Below are 24,465 nucleotides of genomic sequence, written 5' to 3'. Positions count from 1 at the left end.
CAAATCCAACTCTTTTATTATTTTAGTGCCTGCTTCATCATCTTCAACAAAGCCTGAACATCCTCCGGCTTCGTATCTCCTGTTTTAGAATCAATAATCGAACTATACACATGCGGGATAATTTTTTTCACTCCAGCATCAACTGCTATTTGCACAATCTCTGCAAAATTTGCTAAATCGATGCCGCCAGTCGGCTCCAAATAAAAATCATACTTCGCACAAGCTTCTGCAACGGCTTGATACTCCTTTTTATGAGCCAAGCCCTTCATCGGAAAATACTTTACCGAACTACCGCCCATATCCTGCAGCAATTTGATCGCTGTTTCTATCGGCACAATCGCTTCAGGCGCTTTTGAACTCAATGGTCCCGTCGCAATATTCACGTAGCCGACTTTTCCGGTTGGTGAAACTAAACCGTTCACGACCGTATCCACCTGACCTAAAAGGGCTCGTGAAGCCCCCACACCAGTGAATACTTGATTGACATGCTGCGGCTGCAAGACAGCGGAAATTCTTGATACCATCTGGCTCTGATTGGGATCGCCAGCACCTAAACCGACGGACAAAGCATTATTGGTCGCTGCTTGATACAGTTTCATATCCTCGATCGCCAATTCATCACTGGCATAGTTTTTCGATAATACGCCTAATACAACATGACCTTCTGCCGCCTCGTAACATTCTTTCGCATTTGCAACAGAATTAGCTAATACATTTAAGCAAATTCGATCTGCTAAATAATTGGGACTTAATGACATCTTCTATCTCCTTTTTATTCCATGATTTCGAGTAAACGCTGAACGATTTTCTCCATCTCCTGCTCGTTGACAGAGCGGATATCAAACTCAATAATGCCATTATTCGCTTGATATTCCCGGGTATAAATCGCTGGATTTTCTTCCTTCAGTTCGGTAATAATCTGTCTAGCTGATTTTTTCTCCAATGCTTTGACACTTGCCCGATAAATGTCTCGTCCTGCACCATCTTGTACGATCTTTGCTTCTAAAGCTGGAATTTGATTCACCGCTGAGATAAACGGAGCCAATCGTTGCTTCATCGCTTTTCCCGATTCACTTCCGTGAGCTAAGTAATCCTCAACTGCTTGGGTAAAACCTAAAACATTGTCTTTCCCGATCTTCATGGATCGACCGATTCCTTTGCTTTGTAACCTCACCCATTCCACATATTGCTGCTTACCGATGATCAAGCCGGCACTAGGGCCTTCGATCGCTTTCGCTCCTGAATAGATCACAAGATCCGCTCCTGCTTGGATATAACTGAAGAGATCTTCTTCAGCCGCTGCATCTATGATCAATGGAAGTCCATGTCTTTGAGCTACTTCAACTGCTTCTTCAACACTCAACATACTTTTTTGAACGGTGTGATGGCTTTTTATATACAAAATCGCCGCTGTTTCTGCCGTCACCATCATTTCCAGATGGTTTGCAGAGCACATATTGGCATAGCCAGCTTCTACAACTTTTCCGCCGCCTTGCTGGATCATGACTTCCACGGGGGTGCCATAATCCACATTGTGGCCTTTTGGAATAATAATCTCTCTTTTCGTGATCTTCGCTGTATAAGGATGATACACGTGATAAAGACTTCCTTCTCCAATTATGGCAGCCACAGATTGGGCGATCCCTGCCGAAGCAGAGGAGACAATTTGCGCATCTTCCGTTTTCAACAGGTCAGCAAGGTACTTCCCCGTTTGAACCATCAAGTCGCTCATCTCAAAGAAATGTTCACCACCAAATCGTTGTGCTTCCAACACCTTTTCCGATACCTTCGATACTCCTAAAATCGTCATTCGCCCAGAAGCATTGATCACTTCTTTTAAACCAAATTTTTCATAGCTAATCATGTTTACACCTTCAATTGTCTTATAATAATCCGAAGAATGAAGCGACGATACTGATCACCACGATCGTACCGATAATAATGCCGTATCTCGGTCCCTTTTTGACCATAAAGAAGTAGATAGCAAATACCGCAGTCAACGGCAACAAGCCTTTCACGATCTGATCAAAAATATCCTGCAAAATAATGGTTGCGCCGCCTGGAACTTTGAATTTCATTGGGCTTGTGATATTTACGTAACTAGCACTTAACGCTCCCATCATCATCATTCCCAAGACGTTCGCCGCATAAATTACCTGCTTGATCTTGCCATCCTTCAATAAGCTTAAAATCGAGTTACGACCTAATGTGTACGATTTATTGATCAACAACCAGCTGATATACATAGTAACTGCGGTATAAATCACAATCGGTCCGATTCCACCAATCGCATTCCCGCTTGATGCCATCGGAATAAAAATCGAGATAATCAACGGCATCACCGCTGCCCAAATAATTGAATCGCCAATCCCTGCCAAAGGTCCCATCAAACCGGTTTTAATTGATGTAATCGCGGTATCGGTGATTGCCGCACCATTGGATTTTTCTTCCTCCATTGCAATCACGATCCCTTGAATAGAAGAACCGATCGTGCCTTCTGTATTGAAAAAGTTTAGGTGGCGTTTCAATGCTTCTCGTTGCGCGTCTTCATCATCGGCATACAATTTCTTGACCGCCGGAATCATTGAGGCACAAAAAACTAAACTTTGCAGCCGTTCGTAAGAGTTGGATAACTCACAACCCAATTGATAAATCCAAAAGGAGCGAGACAATTCCTTTTTGGTAATTTTCTTTTGCTCTAATTGCTGTTCATTTTTTTCTGTCATTTGTTCCATTATGCAGCCGCCTCCTCTTCTAATGCTTTATTCCGAACCAAGAATGCTACGCAAATACCGATAATTGCTACAGCCATGACTTCCGCGCCGAAGTAAACAACCGCGACAAAGCCAATCAAGAAATAAGGGATTAAATGTTTCTTGCCAATCACCATGATGGTCAAGGCAAATCCAAGCGCTGGCAAGATACCACCCATCACTTCGAAACCGTGCATCAACCATTTTGGAATGACATCCAAGATTTGATTGACGATCGATTGACCGAAGAAATTCGCCGCAAATACAAGAGGAAAACGAATAACAAAACCAGCAAGTGCAGGATATAAAAACGCTGCGCGATAAATCCCTGAATAATTTAAATCCTCTGCATATTTGTCCGCCATGTGAACCCATGTTGCATTGATCGTCCGACGAAGCTGATCCATAAATACGCCTAACACACCGAATGGCACTGCCAAAGCAATCGCTGCCTCCGCGTTCATTCCTACTCCTAAAGCAATCGGGATCGCAATCGCCGAAGCTAAAGCCGGATCACTGGGAACATTGCCGCCTGGTGTCGAAGTTACACCCAAATAAACCAACTGAATCCCCGCACCAATCACCATTGCTTCAGATAATTTACCTGTCGCAATTCCTGCAATCAACGCCGCCGAAAGCGGCTGAGATAGCATCCCGGAAAATGTATAGCCAAAACGCAATCTCGCAAACCAATAGTACAAACCCATTACAATCGAAATACCTAGAACACCCATCGTTTATACGCCCCTTTTATAATGATTTATATTTTTCAATTAATTTTTGGATCGGCACCGGATTTTCTTCCGGAATCGCTTGGAAATACACATTGATTTCTTTAGCTAACAGCCCTTCTAAAATCGCTACATCCTCTTCGGATAAATTAATATTCTTCACGACATTTTTACGATTAGGTCCACCTCCTAATCCACCCACCTGAACACCTTCTGTGACAATTCCCGCTTCGACCATTTCTTTTAATGTAACTAAATCGGGAACCAGGAATAATATCTTACTACTTTTCGCCGTTGCTTCTTCCCAATAGCTTTTTACCGAATCGGTGCCTTTGATAATCACTTCTACGCCTGGAGGTGCTGCCATTAAATAAATGCTTTGTAAAAACTCATCCTGCTCCAGCTCATCACTGACAACGACGATTTCATTAGCTGCTGATTGCTGCAACCACTTAGTCACCACCTGTCCATGAATCAAGCGGCTATCTACTCTAGCTAACACAATTTTTGACATTTTACTCATCCTTTACTGTTTAATTGGTAATTCCAACAGTTGACAACTATCAACGACCGCCTTGTGAATCTCTTGGGCTATCCCCCGTGTAAAGCCGCCCGTTTCTTGTTTCATTACAGCTTCTAGCAACATCGATGCACACAAGCCTGAAATAGCGACAACTTTATAATCCTTCGACAAACGCAACGCTACATTACTCGGAGTCCCGCCTTTAATATCTGTTAGAATCAATAGATTCTCTTGCCATTCTAATTGCTCAATTTGTGTTTTGACTCGTTCTAAATATTCCGGTAAAGAATCTTCTGCGTTTAACGCCACTTCATGAACATTGCTGATTTCACCAACGATCATCTGAACACTTTTCAACAATTCCAATCCCCAACCATTATGAGTCAAAATTAAAATTGGTTGTTTTACCATACCCTCATTCCTCACTTCCGCTTACATTGTATTCACTTCCCTATAAAGCAATTGCTGTGCCAAAAAAATAACCCTTCAGGAAAAGGGCTATTTCATGTGTTTTACACACTAACTTCAAACAACAATTCATAAATATATTTGACTTCAAGAGGCGGAATGATGACATTGTATGACACTTCGATCGGTCGAAACGCCATTTTGATGACAGATGCCAGTTCTGGCAGCTCCCGATATGACAGTTCATAAGAGGTGTGGTCATATTCCGGATGTTGGATCTGCCGTTCGATCATACAAGCACAATGAATGATGAAACGCAGCAGTCTTTTTTCCTCACTTTTCTTTTTCGTCTGCATACAGATGTCCGAATAAATCTTAGACAATTCGATTGTGATGCTTTTAGGATTTAAAATACTTAATAAATCCGTAATGGCTTCGATCGACAGTCCTTGAATATACTTAGCCGAAACCTTCTTTAATACCGCTTGATTCTCATCTTTGGTTAGATCATAGCCTAACATTTGAAAGACTAACTTGATTCCTTGATCCGACAATAAATTATCCAGCGAAACAAAGGGAATATCTGGAATTTCCGTCTTCACAGTTCCAATGATTCCAACCAGCTTCTCATCTTCATGAACAAAAGAAAGTAAGCGGCTGAGATTCTCCAGCTCTTTTTTCTCAAGTGTAATAATTCGCACATTGGTCAACAATTCCTGCGGAAAGGTATTAAGCAGTAGCTTTTCAATTTTTAATGCTGTACCTAGCCCCGTTAGACAAGAAATTACTAGAACTTTGGAATCCTCAAAATTTCCTTTTCGGCAAATCAGCGCCTTATGATTCTTCTCTTTTAGAACTGGCAATAGGTACTCAAAATTAGTCGATTCATAAATCGCCTCACGAGCGACCTCCAAAAGTGTTAATAGATTGATATTGCTAATCAAAAGTACCTCAATTTGAAATTCTTTACTGACAACATTCCCAAAATAAACTAACGAACCAATATCGACCATTAGGATTAATTTGCTATAACCATTCTCCTGGACGACATGGCGCACCTTATCCAACGTTTCCTCTACCGACTGATTGATCGGCATGTTGACTGAATTCATCAAACTGGTTGAAAAGAGCACATTCGTGTACTCCACCATACTAGAAGCCGTTGCACTTCCATGAGCAACTACCACGATCCCGCATTTTTCATCCAGCTCATAGCGGCGATCCGTGGATTTGGTTTTACGGATGAATAAATCATAAAAAATAATCTCCGTATTGGGCAGTTTTAAAGAAAAATAATCCTCAATATAATGAACAATTTTTTCCGCCAACTGATAATTCTCGATTTTTCCAGAAAAAATATTTTTCGTCAGATCAAAAAAGTCTTCATGTATCTGAGCTGAGTAAAAGACGCTAGAATAGATATGGGCCGCTAAAACATCTTTCAAGTTTTCAGGCAGAAGAACAGCCATTTCTTGTTCGATATATTGAATGATTTGATTGATTTGGCTAAAGAACTGCTCATCAATATCCTGCTCCTCTGAAAATGCTTGATTAAACAGATCCATATCATAAAGCTGATCCAGCTTGTTTTGCATAATCGCAACTGCATCTCTTGAAGAAATATTGACATTCTTAAGATCGGTATATTCCTTTAATAAGAAATTATAAAATCGATCATTCTGCTTATCCTTCACCTGCAGCAACTGATCCACATGATGATAAAAATAATCATGTTTAATGTTGATCCCGCGACTAGGAACGTACTCGTTCAATACGACAATGTTCTTCGTGTCTACAATATTTTCATCTAGCAGACCTAATGGAAGATCAATTTTTAATTCATGGGTTTCATAATCGATGGAATCGAGATACGCCTGAGCACAAATAAATTGGATCTCTGATTTCAGTTCACCAACATTTGCCTTATATTGAGAGAAGACCAAATATTTCAATGTATTATAAGAAATAAAAATATCTTTTTGAATCCCCTGACTTTCCTCCATGAAAAAGGTCAGAATCAATTGGATCTTCTCTTTGATGGAACGTTCAGATAAGCTGGGAATATGCAGATTGACTGGAATTCGACGTAAAAAAGTTTTCAAAAAGGTCTTTTCCAGCTCTTCGGTCGTAGCAAAAATAAATTTGATGGACACATGCCGTTGCTTCTCCGCTTCCCCCATTCGGGTAAAGTACCCTTTATCCAACAAAGTAAAGAGCTTTTCTTGCCCTTCGTTGGTCAAACGATGGACTTCATCTAAAAAGAAAAAGCCTCCATCTGCTAATTCAACCAATCCTTGATGGTCGTTGTCTGCTCCTGTAAAGCTACCTTTTTTATAGCCAAATAAATGAGAAGTTAATAGCTCAGGATTATTGAAATATTCCGCACAGTTAAAATAAATGAACGGTACTTTTGTTTCAGTCTTCGACTCGAAAAACTCATGTAAATGTTCTGCTAATAAGGTCTTTCCAACACCAGATTCCCCTGTCAGCATAATGTTCAAGCCTTTTGGCGGGTATAAAACAGCTGCCTTCAGTTTTTTGATGCTATCTGCTAGACTTCCATCGTAGCCAATGACTTTTGAAAAAGGATTACTTCGAAACTCCTGCTTTAGCTGCTCCTTTTTCTCCATTTCTTGATGAATCTCTCCTTCAAGTTCGGTCAATGAAGCGTATTCATCTTTTCGAGGAGAAAAAGAAAAGGCCTTTTCCAAAATTGAGCGAGCAAAAAATAGCACTGGACGTGATTTCACTTTAATCACCTGATGAGTGCTGGTCAACTTTGATAAGTCCTCACTAACCGCCGTTCGAGCATAATTGCTAGCTGTACAAATATCCTTCACTGTACAGCCATTTAAATTATGGACAGTTATAGGGTGCTGTTGATGAAATTCATACAAGTATTCAAAAATATTATCAATCCTCATAGTTTTCTCCTTCAAAAAGTCGTTAGCTTGTTTTTATCATCTAACGCGCTAGAAAGCAATACGTTTTTTATTGAAGCCTTAAGTCATCCATAAAAACTTTTCATAGATTAACGCTTGCCTAGAATTTCAACCCCTTCATCCCAAACCCAAATCGCCTGATGATCATTGATGATCGCTAATTTTTTCTGTGCCTGATTTTCTTGCACCATCTGCTCGGAAGAGTCCTTAAATTCCCGACTCTGATAATGAGGAACCACGTAGAAATCAACCAAACCCAAGCCAGTGTAATCAGTCAAGTCAGCAGCCTTTTTCGGATCATCCATGATAGAAGAATAGCCGATATCTGGACAAGCAACGATCGCACCTGCCGACTCTCCAATATACAGCTTGCCTTTGTTTACCTCCTCAATAATTAGCTGATCCGCTCCTGTTCGGCGTAATTCCTGAAGCAGGAAAAAGGTATTCCCGCCGGCTACAAAGATGATGTCATTTTTTGCTAACGTTGTTCGAATCTGTTCAAATCTTGCCTGTGAAATTTCTAGTTCTTCTACTTTCATTCCGCTAAATCGTAAAGCCCACTTGCCGATTCGAATAAAAAAGCCTAGCTTCTCAACTTTGCTGGCTGTTGGAATGTACGTTACAGTCTTATCCTTCACTTCTTCAACAGATTTCAATAATCCTGAAACGTTTTGAAACAACGAAACCAAAAACAACTTTCTCATCAATAATCCCTCTTTCTCGTCATATATATTCATTATAGGCTAGGAAGGAAGCGATCAGCGAAAAAACTGGCTTCAGACACAAAAGCGTCCAAAACCAGTTTTACAATTAATAATAAACTTCGTCTAAGAAAAGTCCCTGCGCTGGCGCTGTTTCACCAGCATCCGCGCGAACTTTATTTTCTAGTACCTCATCGATCACATCTACCGAGAGCTTCCCAGCTCCGATCGCCAAAATGGTGCCCATCAAAATCCGGACCATTTTGTGCAAGAAGCCATTGCCGACAAAGGTAAAATGCAGCATACTGCCTTCTCGTTCAATCGAGATTTTCTCAATTGTTCGTGTCGTAGATTTCTTGGTCTTCTTCAATGCCGAAAAGCCAATGAAATCATGGGTTCCTAGTAATTTCTCACAAGCGGCATTCATTTTATCCATATCCAATGTTTGCGGAACGTAAAAACTATGATAGCGTTCAAAAGCCGTTGGAATCGGATCATTCCAGACGTAATAGCTGTATTGCTTGCCCTTCACGTTATAACGCGCATGGAAGCGTTCCGGCATTTCTTCAACCTTTTTCACTACGATATCTCCTGGCAAATAACGATTGAAAAAGACCAGCATGTCATTGCGAGCCATTTCTGAATTTGTTTTGAAATTTGCAACTTGTCCTCTCGCATGGGTTCCCGCATCGGTTCGTCCTGAACCAATGATCTCGATCTTTTCACCCGTCATTTGCGCAATCACACTTTCGATCTTTCCTTGAATCGTTTTTTCTGAATCTCCCAAACGCTGCCAGCCTAGGTAACGCTTGCCGTCGTATTCGATGGTTAATTTAATATTTCGCATAGGATCTTGTCCTCCTCTAAAGTTTCACACTGACTCACTGTACCACAGAAATCTGGGATGCTCTAGTGAAGGAGCACAAAAAGAAAGACAGAGCACCATAAAACGATGCTCCAGCTTTTAAAAGCTAAACATATTCCATGCTTCGAACATATTCTTTCTTGATCCGCCCTAATGCCTCCAGCAACAATTCCCTAGGCATGCCGATACTCAAACGAACGAACCCTTCACCATCTTGAACAAAATAACTGCCAACGACCATCGTTAAATTCGCTCGCCGGAAGAATTCTTGCATGTCCGTCTCATCATTAAACCAATCGCGAACATCGATCCAAGCCAAGAAGGATGATTCGGCTGGCATCACTTTAGCTTCTGGAATTTCTGCAAAGAAATCGTAAACGATTTGCATATTTTCTGCCACATAATCAATCATCTCATCCAGCCACGCTTCACTTTCGTTGTAGGCGGCCACAATAGCCGGTACAGCAAAAACATGGGGCGAAGTGATGAAATTTTTTTGCAATTGATTCAACAGTGTTTCTCTAATTTGTTGATTTGGGATTACCACATAGGAGGTTTTCAATCCACCTAGATTGAAGCCTTTATTCGGTGACAGACACAAAACACTATGCTGCGCGATCTCGGGATGGGCATTCCAAATCGATGTAAAGGTTTGTCCTTTATAGACGATATCGCGATGGATCTCATCACAGACCAAAAGAACATCGTAACGAAGACATAATTCTGCTAAACGAAACAGTTCATCCTTCGTCCAAATCCGGCCAGAAGGGTTTTGCGGACTGCAAAAAATAAATAGCTTAATCTTATTTTCCTGCATCTGCCGTTCCACATCTTCAAAATCAAGATAATATCGGTTGTCGTGATTAATCAGTGAGCTGCAAAAAAGCTTCCGCTCATTATGTTCTACAGCTTCCGCAAAGGGGTCGTAGGCGGGTGTATTGATCAGAACCCCGTCACCTTTTTCCGTATACGCCTGCACGATATAATGCAAGGTCGAAACCGTTCCGAAGGTCAGCTTAATCCATTCTTTTTCGATGTGTGTATCATAGCGCCGCTGATTCCAATCAATCACTGCCTGGTAAAATTCATCTGGCACATAAGAATAACTATAGTCGCCAATACTCGCCCGTTTCATGAGCGCCGCTTGGATCGCGGGTGCGACTTCAAAATCAATATCCGCCAAGTCCATCGGGATCGCGTCTTCAGCTAAGCCGAATTTTTCCTTTAATACTTGATTGCTCCATTTGCGGGCATTGCCTTGTTTGCGATCAATCACCTTATCCAAATCATACATAGCATTCACCTACGCTCACTAATTCCTTCGTCGTGTGATTCAAGGCGACTCCGACACCGTTTTGGATCACGACATCATCCTCGATCCGCACACCGCCGACACCTGGCAGGTAAATCCCCGGCTCAACGCTCATCACCATGTTTTCCTTTAGTACCATTTGACTCTTCGGATTCAAGATTGGCACATCGCCGCCCATGCCGATGCCGTGCCCTAATCCATGACTGAAATAGTCGCCATAACCAGCTTCAGTAATGATCTTACGAGCCACCGCGTCGACTTCCTGACCAGTAACGCCTTCACGAATAAAGTCCGAAGCTGCTTGTTGCGCTTCTTTTACTACTTGATAAATCGTTTGTAATTCATTATCAGCCTTGCCTAGCATCACCGTCCGCGTCATATCTGACTGGTAATCATTCAAGACGATTCCGAAATCAATCGTAATAAAATCTCCCTGTTCAAATGCTCGTTCAGTTGGGCGTCCATGAGGCAATGCGCTGCGGGGACCACTGGCAACGATCGGCTCGAAGGCCATCGCTGAAGCTCCCTTTTTCAATGAAAGATAATGAATCAACGCTCCTAGTTCATTTTCCGGCATGCCGATTTTGATTTCCGGTACTAATTCAGCAAAAATCTCATCGGTTAAGGCACAGGCATTTCTAATCAGTTGAATTTCTTCCGCTGATTTGATCGCCCGGATTTCTTGAAGCTGATGTGACCAGATCTCGACGGCAAATTCTTCCGAAAACGCACGATATTCTTGGATCGACAATCCATTCGGCTCGATTGCTAATTGCTTAATTCCCTGTTGTTGCAGCCACTCAAAAATCTTTGGCAGATAACTGCCCTGCGGGACTTCGAAATTTTCAAAGCCATTTGTTAAGTCTTTTATTTCCTGCCGGTAACGACCATCAAAAAACTGTACCTGTGAAGAAGGCGTGACAACTAGATAGATGCCACTGCCTCCTAACGAGCCAAAATATTTTTTGTTCTCACGGTTTTTGAAGATGATTGCGTCCTTCCCCGACTCTTGTAAAAGCTGTTGGATTTTCTCAATTCTCATCTGTAATACTCCAATCTAGAAGTCTAAGTCCAAACCATCCAAAATATCGGTATCGCCTTGGTCGAAGATATTTTTCTGTTCTTTTTTCTTCGCTTCGTCCTTCAACTCATTCCGCTCCATGACCTTAAAGAATGGGACATAGAACGCGACGGCTAGAACCAATTGCAATGCGTTAGCTAGAATAGTTCGCCAATCACCATTCGTTAAAAAGCCCTCTAGGAAAACACCCACATACGGCGGGTCAAAGACTGGCTTGTTCAACCAGCCCCAATGCATAAAGAACATTGGCAACGTTCCAATGATCGCGCCGCCAAAGACATGCGGGATAAACATCAATGGGTTCAAAATAATCGGTGCACCAAACAGGATGGGTTCATTAATACCAAACAATGCCGGAAACAGTGAGACCTTTCCGATTTGGCGATAGCGTTTGGATTTCGAAACCAGACAGGCCACAACACAGCCAATCGAGATTCCGCAGCCAGTAAAACCAAAGAACGCACTCGACGCTCCCGCAGTATAGAAATGCGGAATCGGCTGACCCGCTTGGAAAGCAGTAATGTTCTCGGCAATAAATGCCACCATAATCGGACGAGTAATCGGACTGAAAACCGATGAATGAATCCCGAAAAAGAAAATCAAACAGATACAGAAGTTTAACGCCAACACTGACCATGGATTGTCCATCGAGCCAACCAACGGCGACAAGAAGCGAGTTAAGATCGTTGGTGGAAGTTCTCCAGCTGTTTGCATCAATACGAAGCGCCCAAGAATAAAGGTTCCGCCGACCAACAAGGTGACTGGAATCAGTTCAAAGGATTTGGAAACAAAATCTGGCACCCCTTCTGGCATTCGGATCGTCATGTTGTGCTTCTTACAGAAGTTGTATAACTCCACCGTGATCAATGCCACAAACATAGCCGTAAATAACCCTTTGGCACCAAAATTCGTAATATCTAACAGACCATTCTCATCAAACACAGCCGTCATAAACAAAAATCCAAAAAGTGATAAGGTCACCGCATCAGGAATGTATAATTTGTAATGATTTCCCAAATTATAGGAAATCGCCGCACAAGCATACAACCCGATCAATCCTGTCGATAGGGTAACTGGCAGATTGAAAAGCTCAGCATTAGATAAAATAAATTGACTGAAGCTATTGGACTCTCCCAGCATATTCGGCAATGCTGGAAGAATAGCGAAGAAACTTCCTAAAATGGTGAAGGGGGTCATAGCAACCATCCCGGCTTTGATCGCACTCAAATGGCGTTGGTTATCTACCTTGTGAGCTAACGGGACGAAGAATCGGTTCATAAATGCTTCAAATTTTGCGAACATGGTATTCCTCCTCATTTATCTGGTTAAACGGCTTGTTTTGCTAACTGATGTTTCTTATGAGTGACCAACGCAAGCTTCATGACAGTTGCGCCGTCCATTTGTCCATAAACATCTTTATCAATCACCGCATAAGGAATATCTCTTGGTTCTAAGATTGACTTGATAAAATCGATTTTATGAGTGATTTGCGGTCCGACTAAAACAATGTCCCAGCCATCAATTTGACTTTCGATGGAATCTGCGGGAATCGCAGTGAAATCAAAGTCCGCATCGTTCAACTTGGCACTCTGTTGCACTACCTTCCGCATATTTTGCATCAGCATATTTGTCGAGAAACCTCCGGCACAGCATAGTAAAATTTTCATGTTCTTTTTCCCCTTTATCTTTATTTTTTTATTATTGCAATACTGAAATAAGTGTTTCGATCAAGTCACGAGCCAATTGACTGGTCATGTAATGATCCTGAGCATGAACCATCAATAATCCAACATTCGAGGACTCCACTTCTTCATTCAACTCACGAGAAATTAGCTCCGTTTGGATATTATGAGCCTCTAAATCAAGGTTGCGAGATTCTTCGATCAGTCCCTTGGCCAAATCAAAATCCTTGGTTTTGACACATTTCAACGCTTCAAAGGCTTTGGCTTTGCTTTCGCCAGCGATCGAGATCAATTGGACGATTTCTTGTTCTTCTTTTGTCATGTCGTTCTATCCCCTTTAAATAAAGTCCACCATGCGGTGATACGTTTCTTCTGTAAAGTTTTTGATTAGGCTTTCATACAAATCGATCATTTGCTGCACATCTCTTATATTCACGATCGAATAAGCACAATGCCCATAGCGAACAGGCAAAATCGTTACAACAGTCGGTTTGCCTTCATTCACCTTATGGGCTTCTCCGCCATCGGTTCCGCCAGAATTGAACATGTCTAATTGCAGCGAAATATTTTGGCTCTGCGCTGTTTCCTTAACATAGTGGATCATTTCCAAATTCGCTGCTAAGGTTCGGTCAAAATGGGTTAAGATCGGTCCTTGACCGATTTGCCTCTGATTCGTGTGATCACGAACGAACTCGGTACTAAAAGTGGCGACATCAATCACGAAAACAATATCCGGGTCCACAGCTTGAACAGCCGTCTTCGCACCGCGAATGCCGACTTCTTCACTGCTAGTATTGGCAAAATGAACGGTTAACGGCAACTCTGCATTTGCGAAGCGCTTCATTAATTCTCCCATCACAAAGCAAGCCAATCGATCATCAAAGGCTTTTCCAGCGTAAATATCCTTCACAGCAAATTCTTCAAACTCCGTTGCGTAGCAGGCCATGTTCCCTACTTCGATTCCTAACTCAGCAACCTCTTGAGCTGTCGTTGCGCCGATATCACAATAAAGATTTTCCGTTTTTCCATCGCGATACTCGCCGTTAATGACTCCGCTGATTTTTTTCCGTCAAAGGTCGTAATGCGGATTTTTTGCAGATGCTGGGCGATTGGTTTGACACCGCCAACCACCATTAAATGAATCAACCCCAAATTACTGATGCTGCGCACCATAAAGCCAACTTCATCCATGTGCCCACAGATCATAATACTCTTCGAACTTTTGCCCTTTTTCGTAAAGATCAAGCTGCCAAGTCCGTCTGTCTGTTTTTCGTAAGGCAGTTCCTCCAGCTCGGCTAAAATGGCTTGCCGTACTTCTTTTTCATTGCTGGCAATGCCGTCTGCATTGGATAGATTTTTCAAAAACTCAATGTTCACTTTGCTTCCTTCTTCCTAAAACACGTTTTAATGTATAGTAAAATTCATGGTAATCTTTACTTTCAACCAGCGCGTTGATTGCGGCTGGATGGTTCATTAGCTTGCTTAATTCTTTTGAGATGATTTGGTGAATATCTAGCTGCTCGGCCTTTAACGACACCATAAAAATGATTTTGGCTTCGCGCTCTGTTTCGCTGGCTCCTTCTGGTAATAAGCAAACCGCCACGCGATTCTCCTTGCCTGACATCACCAGCGGATGGGGAATCGCGATCCCATTTTGATAGATGGTTGACAGGTAATGTTCTCTTTCCATCAGGGAACGCTTATAACCTGAAAAGCCAACCTGTTCTTCTACCTGATCAGCTAAGTCGTCCAAAATTTCGGAATAGACACGATCCTTTTCAATACAGAAAAGGCCTTCAGAAAATAAGTCAAAAAACGCACGTTCAATCGAAAAGGTTTCATCGCTTTTTAACAAACTAAGATTTTCACTGACCTCTAAATAATCAAGCTCGCTTTGAATCTCGCTCATTAAGATCACTGGACAATCCACTTCGATCGTTAACTCAATAATCGAAAAGATCAAATCCGGGAAATAGGTTTGAATGTCTTCGATCTCAAACATCGAAAAGGTTTGAATCTTAGCTCGAGGAAAAATTCTGCGCAGCTTCATTTCAACCAGATAAGCCATGCCGCCGCCAGAAGAACAAACCACGGCAATTCGATAAATATTTTCAATCAGATGCTGCTGCCACTTATGATAAGGAACCGTCATATGCGTCGCCAGATAGCCGATCTCATCTGAAGCGATTGTTAACTGGAATCTTTCCTCCAGCCATTTTGAGAACATCACTGCATAATTAAACATCACCGGATAATCCTTGCTGATATCCTCCAAATATGGATTGCTGAAATTTACGTCCTTTCTTGAACGTTCGATCAATGCCGCAACATGGAGATAGACCAGATCAAGAAATTCCTGATCAGTGGAAAACCAAGTCTTCTGTTGCGCATCCATTTGCTGAAAGAAGTGGATAATCTCTTCCTTCAACAATTGTTTGTTGCTTAGAATTTCCAACTTTTTAGTCTTCGCTAGTAGACTAGCTTCAAAAAATTCGTGAACCTCCTTTTGAATCGGAACAGAGAAAGATGTCTTCTGCAGCACCTCCGTTAAATAGGAGACTGGTGCTTCAGCTTGCGTTTTTTGCCACTTGATCAGAAGAAGCAAAAGTAATTTCTCTTCTAATCGCCGAAACTCACCATAATCGATTTCCCATTCATGGCTGTTGATTAACTGATAGAGCTGATCTTTTATTTTCTTTTGTTTTTCAAGATCGTAGGCTTTCTCCAATTTCTCCAGCAATTTATTGTTTCCTCTTTGATAGCAATCCAATAACAATAAGAGTCGATTTTTCACCTCACTGATGATGCGAATTCCATAATGTGCCTTGCGCTCCAGCACTAATGAACTGCCCTTTAGATATAATTCAAGCTTGGAAAGATCCTTTTTTATCTGACTTCCACTGACTAGCAGCTCATCACTTAATTGTTTGACTGTTTGATAATTTTCATCAATCAACAGCAAACTTAATAAAGACTCAATTCGATCCTTTTGCATTTCAATGGTTATCTCAGAAAATCCGGCTAAATATTTAGAAAAAAGCGTATCATCTGAAATAATCAATCGACAACCCAGCTTAGCGGATTTTTCAATCGTAAAGCCCTGTTGTAAATCCGATAACTCTTGCAGATCATTGCGGATTGTTCGGGAGGAAACACCAATCATTTTTGCTAACTGATCAATTTTCAAGTAACCATGCTCTTTCAATGCAGTTAGTATTTGTACCTCTCTCATCCTCACCTCTCCTTTTTTGCAAGCGCAATCATTTACACATTTAGTATAGGAAATCCCTTTCAAATAGAAAAGTTGAACTTTTTCCACTTCACTGTGCAAAACGTATCTGTTTATTGATATACGCGCTTTAAGGATTGTAACAATCGCGAACTCTTCAAACAATAAAAATGAAAATTTTGATATATTGATTATTATTATCTTCTGTAAAAAAAATGAATTGTTTAGCTTGATACAAATTTCTGAATACAAAAAAACAGATCTCCCTCAGAAAAGACCTGTTCTCAAAAAAACTATTTCCCAATAACCATCCGTCTGGTATAAACCGCTTGACCTGAATGCATCACCGCGTCATCGATTGCCGAAACGATCCGTACTTGCCGAGTTACCGGCGGGTCCCAATTCGTATCGATCACATCATTTAGGCTGCTCTCATCTAGCTGCTTCAAATACTCTTTAGTGAATTCGATACTAGCTGCTAGATAATCTAGTACCAATTGTCGATCATTCACAATGACTTTCGCCGCTTCTTCAGGTGTATGTCGATAATCTGGCGTATCATCGGGTAAATCCAAGGCAAATTTTTCTGACCAGCCAGCACTTGTCCATAAGAAATCTGTTCCATTTAAATCAGAGATCTGCATATCCAACTCTCGAGCTGTATGCCACATTAGCCAAACGACTGATTTGATCAACGGAGCGGGCATCTGATTGGCTTCTTCTATGGTCATCTGATCAAAGGTATCCTCAAAACGTTCCTGAGCACGCTCTAACATTTCCATCGCGAATTCCGTGTTCTTCATCTTGAAACCTCCTAAATAGCACTTTCTTTTCACTTTACTACGAGGGTGGGTTATGAGCAACTATTAAACATTCAGCAAAACAATTGGGCTTTATGCAATAATAAAAGACCAATCCTCTTCACAGAATAATTGGTCTTGATCTATTCTTTTTGCAGCTTTAAGCTATTTTTTGACTTGCCGTTTTTCATTATTTCTAGCTTTAGGTGGTTGCGATCCAGCTTGGTCACCTGATATTCTACGGTATTTCCATCATCAGTCAAAATAATGCGTTTTTTATTAGAATTCACCGTTACCCACGCATGCTTTAATACGAATAAGCCTTTACGCTTGATGGCCCATTTAGTGAAGCCCTTATTTTTTGCTTTAAATGAATAGTCGACTGACTGATTCGTCCAATTCCCCTGCAGCCAGGCAGAATTATTCAGCGTTGCTCGCTGAATGATGATAAACAAAAGAAGGACGGTCAAAACCGCCAGAGCACTGGCAATTTGCTTTTTCCATCGGATTAGATAATTCACAAGATTTATTTTGATTTCTTCAATAATTGAAACACTCATCTTATGAACACTCCTTCAACCATCTTTTCAAATTCTACGTCTAGATAGTGAAAATCGTAACATATTATTTTGGAGGTGACAAACTCTTTTTGTACTCGTTTACTTTGTCGGATGAATTAGAAAAGATCACTCAGCTTTATCCGTTGAGTGATCTTGCTTATTTTTACTCTGCTACATTTTCGTCAATAATTTTTATCGCCGCACAGACATAGTCAGAACAAGGGCGTTTTCCCAGCAGCTTTATGCAATAGAGTGAACCACACGCGCCTTCAAAATCTTGGGTCATTTCAACCATCCGTCTGCCAGCCTCATCGTCTTTGCATTTAGCCGGATCATTCAATTCCGGTGAACCCTTCAAATAATTAGCTACTATATAGGTCCCGGCTAATGCACCGCACAACCCCTGATAATTACCGCCGCCGAAACCTGCCGCAAGCTCATTTGCTTGTTCTTCAGTAATCCCAAGCTCCGTACAATAAGCACCCACGACCGCTTGGCAACAGTTACGACCTGCTTGAAAATAAGTCATTGCTTGTTCTTGATGATCCATCACCTGTCCATCCTTTCACTCAATCACTCTAAAACTGCTTTTCTAATGTAATACAAGGTACGCCATCCTCATCGTAGGGCTTTCCTACGCTACAATATCCCAAACCTTCATAAAATCCGGCCGCTGTTATTTCCGCGTGAATAAGCAGTCGTTCAATCTGCTTTTCCTTTGCCAAGGCTTCCAGCGAATTGACAACACGACTGCCTAATTGCTTGCCTCGATAGTCCTTCAAGGTTGCTACACGACCGATCCGGGCAACACGTTCATCCTCTTGTAAAAAACGAGCCGTCGCCACTGGAAGGGCCTCATCAAAAAGCACACTGTAAATCGTATCTGATTGATCCTTTTGATCAAACTCATCAGATAATGCCAAGGATCTTTCTAAAACAAAGACCTGCAGACGGATATAGCTGCTGGTCGCTCGTAAATGAACGCCATTGCCTACTTCGATGCTCAAATTGTCCATAAGCCCTCCCGTTTTCCTTCATTATACTATTTTTTTTGTTCTTCTTTGAGCGGTAGTCCCGCTTCTTTTAAAAAGGGCGAAGGCTCCGTTGCTTTATTATTGACCGTTTTAGGATAGGTCACATAGAGATTTTCCTTTGCGCGTGTGATGGCAACATACATCAAACGGCGCTGCTCTTCCATTGTGGTAGGCGGAGCAGCTTCTTCCTTAGCCTTCTTCAGATCACACTCTGCCTTTTTGACCGTATGATGGTTGGGCAGCGCATCTTGATACACCCCTTTGATGAAAATATTTTTCTTACCTAATCCTTTACTAGCGTGGATCGATAGCAGATAAACAGCGTTCAATTTATCCTGATCGTAATCATTGAGACGTTTTTTCATGCCTTGATTTTGCTCACTAGCCTGCTGATAAGCCGCCAAGAGTCCCGGCCAATCACCAGCTGCCGTCAATTCTTTGTTCAGCCAGTCTGCTTCTTCTTCACTCAACTCCTTTTTGAATTTCGGTGTCGAAAGTAATGCAGCCGATAACGGCGCAAGCTCTAACTGCTTGCCTTGATAAAACAAATAGATTTGCTTAAAGAATTGCTTCGCTTGATTTTGAGCTGCTTGTGACAGCTTACGTTCACTGATTAAAAAAGCGACGAGATCATTAATCTTGAATTTATTTTGATTGAATAATTCCTCGCTGAACTTAGCGCTGGCGCCAAATTTGATGAAATGATAAAAAGCGTATTGTTGGATAATTTTTCTTAGTGCTTCATTTTTTTGCTGAATCGTCGTAGCTGCTGCCAGCATGTCCAATTGTTGAAAAAGGGTCTTGAACAAGGGCAAACCGAAGATTCCCAGCAAATCATCATTGGTTGGCGTCACAAAAGGAATTTTTTGTTTTTTCAGTTGCTTCAATAATGAACGCAATTGCACACGAGTTGGGTACAAAACCATCGTCTCCCGATAATCTGGACTGCCATCTCTCAGCGGCGTATTTTTCGCCAGTTCTTGAATTTTTCTTCCAATCCACGCGGCCTCTTCCTCATCATCAGAAAAACCAATGGCATAGCAATCATGTGCCCTTGTCGTTTTACTTGCGATCATCGTTTTTTCTAAACGATCATGGGCATTGTGTTGTATCAGCCGATTTCCCGCTTCTACAATCGGTGCCTCCGAACGATAATTGGTCATTAATTTCAAGGACGTTTGCTGATATTCTTGTTCAAACGCTTTGATATAGCTCGGTTCCGCACCCCGAAAATAATAAATACTTTGATCGTCGTCTCCAACGATAATCAGTTTCCCTGAATTTTTCTCTTCAGCGATTTTATCAGGAGGACAAATCAACGCCACGATTTGTTTCTGCAATGGATTGATATCTTGAAATTCATCAATAAAAATATAGCGATACTTTTCCTGCAAAAAGGCTCGCGCTGCCCTATCGTTTTCCAAAATCAGTTTGAGATTGTACAGCATATCGTCAAAATTAATAAATTGTTCCTTCTTTTTCAGCAACTCCAGCTCGGCTAAAAATTGTTGAAAAACCACACTCAGCTTTTGATTTAGCAGAAGTTCCTCCTGATCAAAATGCTGCGCGACAAAATCCACCATCTCCTGATCGGAATACCCCATATTACGCCAATAACTAATTCGGGAAACAATCGGACGTTCTTCGAATTTATCGAAATTATACAAGCGATATTTTTTAATCAATTGATTGACAGTTTGATAATAGTGCTCTTCGTCGATCGTACCTGCGATTCCCCACTGCTTCGCTGCGGGAAATTGACGGATTAACTCATTGTACTCGGCATTGAACCAGCCATGAAAGGTTTGAACGCTGATACGGGCATAGCCGCTCAAATAGTGATTGACCCGCGCTTCCATTTCCAGCTTCGCCTTGCGAGAAAAGGTACACATCATGATTGTCTTGGGATCGACGGATTTTTCCAGCACTAAATAAGCTGCTTTGGCACAAATCGTCTGGGTCTTGCCGCTGCCAGCACCGGCAATAATCCGTAGATGCGTCTGCATCGGAAAACGAATCGCTGCCAGCTGATCCTCACTGAAGGGATGACCGCCATTTTGAGCGACCAATTGCTGCAGGGTGTCTTGATCCTTTCCTGCATTTATTTCAGCCTCGATTAAATCGGATTTTATGTAATTTGAAAGCTTTGTAAGCATCTATCAATGGTCCTTTCTATGTAAAAAAAAATCATACCTGTTCATTATACCGAAATTCCAAAACTTTAATAGTGATTCACGGATCATTAAAAAAGAATTCGCGAACTCGATCAGCTTTTACTTATTGCCGTGCCTATTTTGCTTAATGAAGTTTAGTAGTAACTGTATGCGTAGAAAAGCTCGTTCGTGAAGCTGAATATGTATCTACCTACTCTAAAGCGATTTATTCATGTGAAATTTTTATGTTCCTTATAGGTTAGAATCGAGTAGAGGGGAAAGCCAACTGACCTTCCGCCCCTCTCACACCACCGTACGTACGGACCCGTATACGGCGGTTCAATAAGTTGAGTGTACGAACTGGTACTTCAAGGAGATGTCCTCATATCCTTGGTGGGCCAGTTCTTTGTCTGTTAATGATCGATGAAGAATATGACTTTTGGAGATTGACCAAATACCTTTTCTTGTATTTGACCATTCATACGCTTTCGCTTTATCGATCCCTAAACGAATCAGATTTTTCCTTTTGGTTCTTGGATTCTTCCATTGTTTCCAAATATATTGTCTGATTCTTCGCTTCAACCAACCGTTTAACTCCCTCATGAATTCTTTCATCTCACCAATTCCATAGTAGTTGATCCAACCAGTCATTAGTTGCTTGATTTCTTTTAAAATAAGTTGGATACTTCTTCCACGGTTTCTTTTAGTGAGTTGTTTGAGCTTGCTTTTCACACGCTGTTTTGCTTTTGCGTGAGGGCGAATTTTAATACCTTTCTTTGTTGGCAGAATGCAGAATCCAAGAAACTTTCGTTTCAATGGGCTTCCTACCGCACTCTTTTCTCGATTTACCGTCAACTTTAGTTGTTCTTCGAGAAATTGAATGGATTTCTTCATCACACGCTGTCCTGCTCGTTTGCTTCTAACATAGATATTGCAGTCATCGGCGTATCGAACAAATTTATGTCCTAGATTTTCTAGCACTTGATCAAATTCGTTCAGGTAGATGTTACTTAACAGGGGAGAGAGATTGCCTCCTTGGGGCGTTCCTTCTTCCGTTGTTGTGATGAGTCCATTTTCCATTACACCACTCATTAAGTATTGACGGATCAGTTTTAGGACTTGTTTGTCCTTTACTTTCCGCTCAATGAAATACATCAGCTTATCGTGATTTACGGTGTCAAAGTAGGCTTTCATATCAATGTCCACCACATATCGGTAACCTTGTTCATAATAAGATTTTGCTTTCTTCACTGCGTCATGTGCGCTGCGATTTGGGCGAAACCCATAACTATTATCTGAGAATTCTGGTTCAAATAGCGGTTGTAACACTTGATTGATTGCCTGTTGAAGCATACGATCAATAACCGTGGGAATTCCTAGTTTTCTTACACCGCCGTTTGGTTTCGGTATTTCTACTCGCAAAACAGGCTGAGGTTTATAGTTCCCTTGGCGTAAATTGGATAGTAATTCCTCGCGGTGCTCTTTCAAGTAAGGAAGCAGTTGATCGACGGTCATCCCATCTGCACCAGCCGCCCCTTTATTTCTGACTACTTGAAGATACGCTTGATTGAGATTATTCCGCTCTAGAATTCTCCCAAACAGATTTTCTACACCATCTTGTTTCCTCTGTTCACCGCAAGAAGTGCTGCGCACTTCATCATACCCTTCGTGTTCCACACTAGCTCTTTGATGATAGCCAAGTTTTCTTGTTTTCTGCGGTCGTCGCATCTTCTCACACCTCCTAAATTATTCAAGATTCTTATTGTTCAGTCCTTCGTAACGGTCAGTGTCGTTACTACTATGACCTCGGCTGACTTCTCATGATTCACCATCATGTCGCCATGATCGTTGTGCTGGTTTGTTTTCATTCAACGCCCACAACACCCTCATGAGATCTCCCCCGGTAAGAGTGAAAACTTTCCTCCTATGTAACTGCTAGATTTACTGTATAGGTTTCGGGCAGTATTGGACTTTGTCTTGTGATGAAGACTTATCCGACCTAATTCAGCCTTGTATCTAGTTTCTGTTCGTCAGTTCAGGAGTTTGCGTCCGACTTCCTTCAGCCACAACCTCACGATTGCCACCTTGTCTTTCGCTAACAGTTCCTACTGCCAAGCCTGTAGTGGACTTTCACCACCAAGTTTTCACCCATGCAGGGCGCACACCAAAAAAAGAGCCTCCGATTTCTCGGAAGCTCTTTGTCTTATCCTTATGGATGAATATATTGTAAACCGGCTGCGCTTAATGTCGCAGTATTTGGCCCAGTTGGTGATGGGAAGCCCATACCGCCTTGAGTAATAGTGATAGTATTGTTTGACGCATTGTATGATTGAACATAGGCAACATGTCCGTATGCTGGATCAGCATTCCATGTTCCAACTGATTGACCTTGTGCGAAGACAACGATCGAACCAGCGGCAGGTGTTCCGTCTACTTGGAATCCGTCAGCAGCAGCTGAGGCACCCCATTGACAACCGTTACCCCAATAAGTTCCAGCCCAAGGTGCAACGTTTTTAACATACCAAGTACATTGACCTACTGCATAAGCATTGCCTGAACCAGTGTGATCTACTTTGCTACCGCCTGTGCTTACAGTAGGAGCAGGTGTTGGTTCTGGTGTTGATGTTTTAGCTGTACTTGATTGCTCAGTTTTTTCAACTGTTGCAGAAGATGACGTTGCGCTTTCTTCACTGGCACTTGATGAAGCTTCAGTTGAAGATGCTGTTGAACTTTCTTCTGTTGCTTTTGCTTGTTCTGCAGCAGCTTTTGCTTGAGATTCTTCGAAGGCTTTTTGGGCTTTCGCCGCTTCTTTCGCTTGGCGTGCTTCTTCAGCTTTTTGAGCTTTGGCCGCTTCTTCTTGTTCCTTCAAGATGCGTGCTTGTTCTGCTTTGGCCGCTTCTTGTTCTTTTTTCAATTTAGACTTATCTTGTTCAGCTGTTGCTTGTTCTGCAGCGTAATTTGCTTTCACAACATTCAATTCAGCTTGTTTGTTTGCAATTTCATTTTTTTGTGCTTCTAATTCTTTTTGGTTTGTTTGAATTTCAGCGACTTTTGTTTCATTGTCTTTAACTTTTGCTTCAACCGCTTTTTCATCGGCTTTTTGTTGTTCCATCAATGAATGGTTCGCCTTCACCATGGTTGACATCGCTTGAACACGACCAATCACATCTGATAATGAATCTGCCTCTAAAACAGCAGAAACATAGCTAGAAGCTTGTCCCTTTACTTGGGTATCACGTGCTTGATTTTTAATGACTTCGTTACGTTTTGCGATACGCACTTTTAAAATGGCGATTTTTTCTTGTAATTTCATTGTATCTTTATTTAATTGATCTTGTTTTGCTTCTAAGTCTTTTACTTTTCCGCTAACTGTTGCAATTTCGTTTGTTAATTCGTCAATTTGTGTTTGAACACCAGATTGTTTTCCTTGTAATTCACTGATCTTTTGATCTTTTTCTTGGATCTGTTGATCGTAATTATCTGCTAGTGCAATATTCGGTACTGCTGATACTGCGATTGTGCATACCAACAATGCTGATAATAAACTCTTTTTCACTAATTATTCCTCCGGCTATTATGTAGATTTAAAATGTTAGATCGCATAACGTCAGAAGTAATTCTACCATAGGGATATATCATGCATATAAAAGAAATGTTACAAATACATTTCAATAATATTTTTTAATTTATT

Annotated in this window: 22 protein-coding genes and 1 pseudogene; all 23 read right to left on the bottom strand. The window is 41.5% G+C overall.

Annotated features, from left to right (window positions below):
• Window positions 1-17: 17 nt before the first annotated feature.
• The 23 genes and pseudogenes from dagF to OMU_RS09230 all read right to left on the bottom strand — a co-directional run bounded on the left by dagF (window position 18) and on the right by OMU_RS09230 (window position 24,330).
• Window positions 18-758: a 2-dehydro-3-deoxy-phosphogluconate aldolase gene (gene dagF / locus OMU_RS09345; protein WP_016179671.1), complete on the bottom strand. Its 741-nt coding sequence runs from the start codon at window positions 756-758 to the stop codon at window positions 18-20.
• Between the two features lie 14 nt (window positions 759-772).
• Window positions 773-1,864 (bottom strand): DgaE family pyridoxal phosphate-dependent ammonia lyase, encoded by a 1,092-nt coding sequence (locus tag OMU_RS09340; RefSeq protein WP_016179670.1) that lies wholly within the window; start codon window positions 1,862-1,864, stop codon window positions 773-775.
• Between the two features lie 19 nt (window positions 1,865-1,883).
• Window positions 1,884-2,735, bottom strand: coding sequence for a PTS system mannose/fructose/sorbose family transporter subunit IID (locus tag OMU_RS09335; RefSeq protein WP_016179669.1), 852 nt, complete (start codon window positions 2,733-2,735; stop codon window positions 1,884-1,886).
• Entirely contained in the window at window positions 2,735-3,487 is a 753-nt protein-coding gene (locus tag OMU_RS09330) for a PTS mannose/fructose/sorbose/N-acetylgalactosamine transporter subunit IIC (RefSeq protein WP_016179668.1), read from the bottom strand. Before OMU_RS09330 ends, OMU_RS09335 begins: the two co-directional genes overlap by 1 nt.
• 16 nt (window positions 3,488-3,503) lie before the next feature.
• Entirely contained in the window at window positions 3,504-3,998 is a 495-nt protein-coding gene (locus OMU_RS09325; RefSeq protein WP_016179667.1) for a PTS sugar transporter subunit IIB, read from the bottom strand.
• A 12-nt stretch (window positions 3,999-4,010) separates the two neighbouring features.
• Window positions 4,011-4,418, bottom strand: coding sequence for a PTS sugar transporter subunit IIA (locus OMU_RS09320; RefSeq protein ID WP_016179666.1), 408 nt, complete (start codon window positions 4,416-4,418; stop codon window positions 4,011-4,013).
• Between the two features lie 101 nt (window positions 4,419-4,519).
• Window positions 4,520-7,339 (bottom strand): sigma 54-interacting transcriptional regulator, encoded by a 2,820-nt coding sequence (locus OMU_RS09315; protein WP_016179665.1) that lies wholly within the window; start codon window positions 7,337-7,339, stop codon window positions 4,520-4,522.
• Window positions 7,340-7,446: 107 nt separating this feature from the next.
• Window positions 7,447-8,061: a Type 1 glutamine amidotransferase-like domain-containing protein gene (locus OMU_RS09310; RefSeq protein ID WP_016179664.1), complete on the bottom strand. Its 615-nt coding sequence runs from the start codon at window positions 8,059-8,061 to the stop codon at window positions 7,447-7,449.
• 106 nt (window positions 8,062-8,167) lie between these two features.
• Window positions 8,168-8,905, bottom strand: coding sequence for a tRNA pseudouridine(38-40) synthase TruA (truA, locus tag OMU_RS09305; RefSeq protein ID WP_016179663.1), 738 nt, complete (start codon window positions 8,903-8,905; stop codon window positions 8,168-8,170).
• A gap of 124 nt (window positions 8,906-9,029) precedes the next feature.
• On the bottom strand, window positions 9,030-10,217 hold the full coding sequence (locus OMU_RS09300; protein ID WP_016179662.1) for a MalY/PatB family protein: 1,188 nt from the start codon (window positions 10,215-10,217) through the stop codon (window positions 9,030-9,032).
• Complete coding sequence (locus OMU_RS09295) at window positions 10,210-11,277, bottom strand: M24 family metallopeptidase (protein WP_016179661.1); 1,068 nt, start codon at window positions 11,275-11,277, stop codon at window positions 10,210-10,212. Before OMU_RS09295 ends, OMU_RS09300 begins: the two co-directional genes overlap by 8 nt.
• Window positions 11,278-11,292: 15 nt before the next feature.
• Complete coding sequence (locus OMU_RS09290) at window positions 11,293-12,618, bottom strand: PTS sugar transporter subunit IIC (RefSeq protein WP_016179660.1); 1,326 nt, start codon at window positions 12,616-12,618, stop codon at window positions 11,293-11,295.
• Between the two features lie 23 nt (window positions 12,619-12,641).
• Window positions 12,642-12,983, bottom strand: a complete 342-nt coding sequence (locus tag OMU_RS09285) for a PTS sugar transporter subunit IIB (RefSeq protein WP_016179659.1) — start codon at window positions 12,981-12,983, stop codon at window positions 12,642-12,644.
• Between the two features lie 31 nt (window positions 12,984-13,014).
• Window positions 13,015-13,320 carry a PTS sugar transporter subunit IIA gene (locus OMU_RS09280; protein ID WP_016179658.1) on the bottom strand — a complete coding sequence of 102 codons (306 nt, stop codon included), beginning with the start codon at window positions 13,318-13,320 and terminating at the stop codon, window positions 13,015-13,017.
• A gap of 15 nt (window positions 13,321-13,335) precedes the next feature.
• Window positions 13,336-14,375: pseudogene (gene ypdE / locus OMU_RS24015) on the bottom strand (aminopeptidase).
• Complete coding sequence (locus OMU_RS09265; RefSeq protein WP_016179655.1) at window positions 14,365-16,230, bottom strand: BglG family transcription antiterminator; 1,866 nt, start codon at window positions 16,228-16,230, stop codon at window positions 14,365-14,367. The pseudogene ypdE and the gene OMU_RS09265 overlap by 11 nt, the downstream one beginning before the upstream one ends.
• 290 nt (window positions 16,231-16,520) lie before the next feature.
• Window positions 16,521-17,030, bottom strand: a complete 510-nt coding sequence (locus OMU_RS09260) for a DinB family protein (RefSeq protein ID WP_016179654.1) — start codon at window positions 17,028-17,030, stop codon at window positions 16,521-16,523.
• Window positions 17,031-17,170: 140 nt separating this feature from the next.
• Window positions 17,171-17,587 (bottom strand): hypothetical protein, encoded by a 417-nt coding sequence (locus OMU_RS09255; protein WP_016179653.1) that lies wholly within the window; start codon window positions 17,585-17,587, stop codon window positions 17,171-17,173.
• A 163-nt stretch (window positions 17,588-17,750) separates the two neighbouring features.
• Window positions 17,751-18,137, bottom strand: coding sequence for a C-GCAxxG-C-C family protein (locus tag OMU_RS09250; protein ID WP_016179652.1), 387 nt, complete (start codon window positions 18,135-18,137; stop codon window positions 17,751-17,753).
• Window positions 18,138-18,165: 28 nt separating this feature from the next.
• Window positions 18,166-18,603: a GNAT family N-acetyltransferase gene (locus tag OMU_RS09245; RefSeq protein WP_016179651.1), complete on the bottom strand. Its 438-nt coding sequence runs from the start codon at window positions 18,601-18,603 to the stop codon at window positions 18,166-18,168.
• Between the two features lie 26 nt (window positions 18,604-18,629).
• Window positions 18,630-20,777, bottom strand: coding sequence for an ATP-dependent helicase (locus OMU_RS09240; protein ID WP_016179650.1), 2,148 nt, complete (start codon window positions 20,775-20,777; stop codon window positions 18,630-18,632).
• A 336-nt stretch (window positions 20,778-21,113) separates the two neighbouring features.
• Window positions 21,114-22,502: a group II intron reverse transcriptase/maturase gene (gene ltrA, locus OMU_RS09235; RefSeq protein WP_016179649.1), complete on the bottom strand. Its 1,389-nt coding sequence runs from the start codon at window positions 22,500-22,502 to the stop codon at window positions 21,114-21,116.
• A gap of 481 nt (window positions 22,503-22,983) precedes the next feature.
• Window positions 22,984-24,330, bottom strand: coding sequence for a CHAP domain-containing protein (locus OMU_RS09230; protein ID WP_016179648.1), 1,347 nt, complete (start codon window positions 24,328-24,330; stop codon window positions 22,984-22,986).
• Window positions 24,331-24,465: the final 135 nt, after the last annotated feature.

The organism is Enterococcus avium ATCC 14025 (assembly GCF_000406965.1).
Taxonomy (GTDB): Bacteria; Bacillota; Bacilli; order Lactobacillales; family Enterococcaceae; genus Enterococcus_A; species Enterococcus_A avium.
Note: the sequence above shows the minus strand (reverse complement) of the source record. Positions and strands in the feature narration are given on the sequence as shown.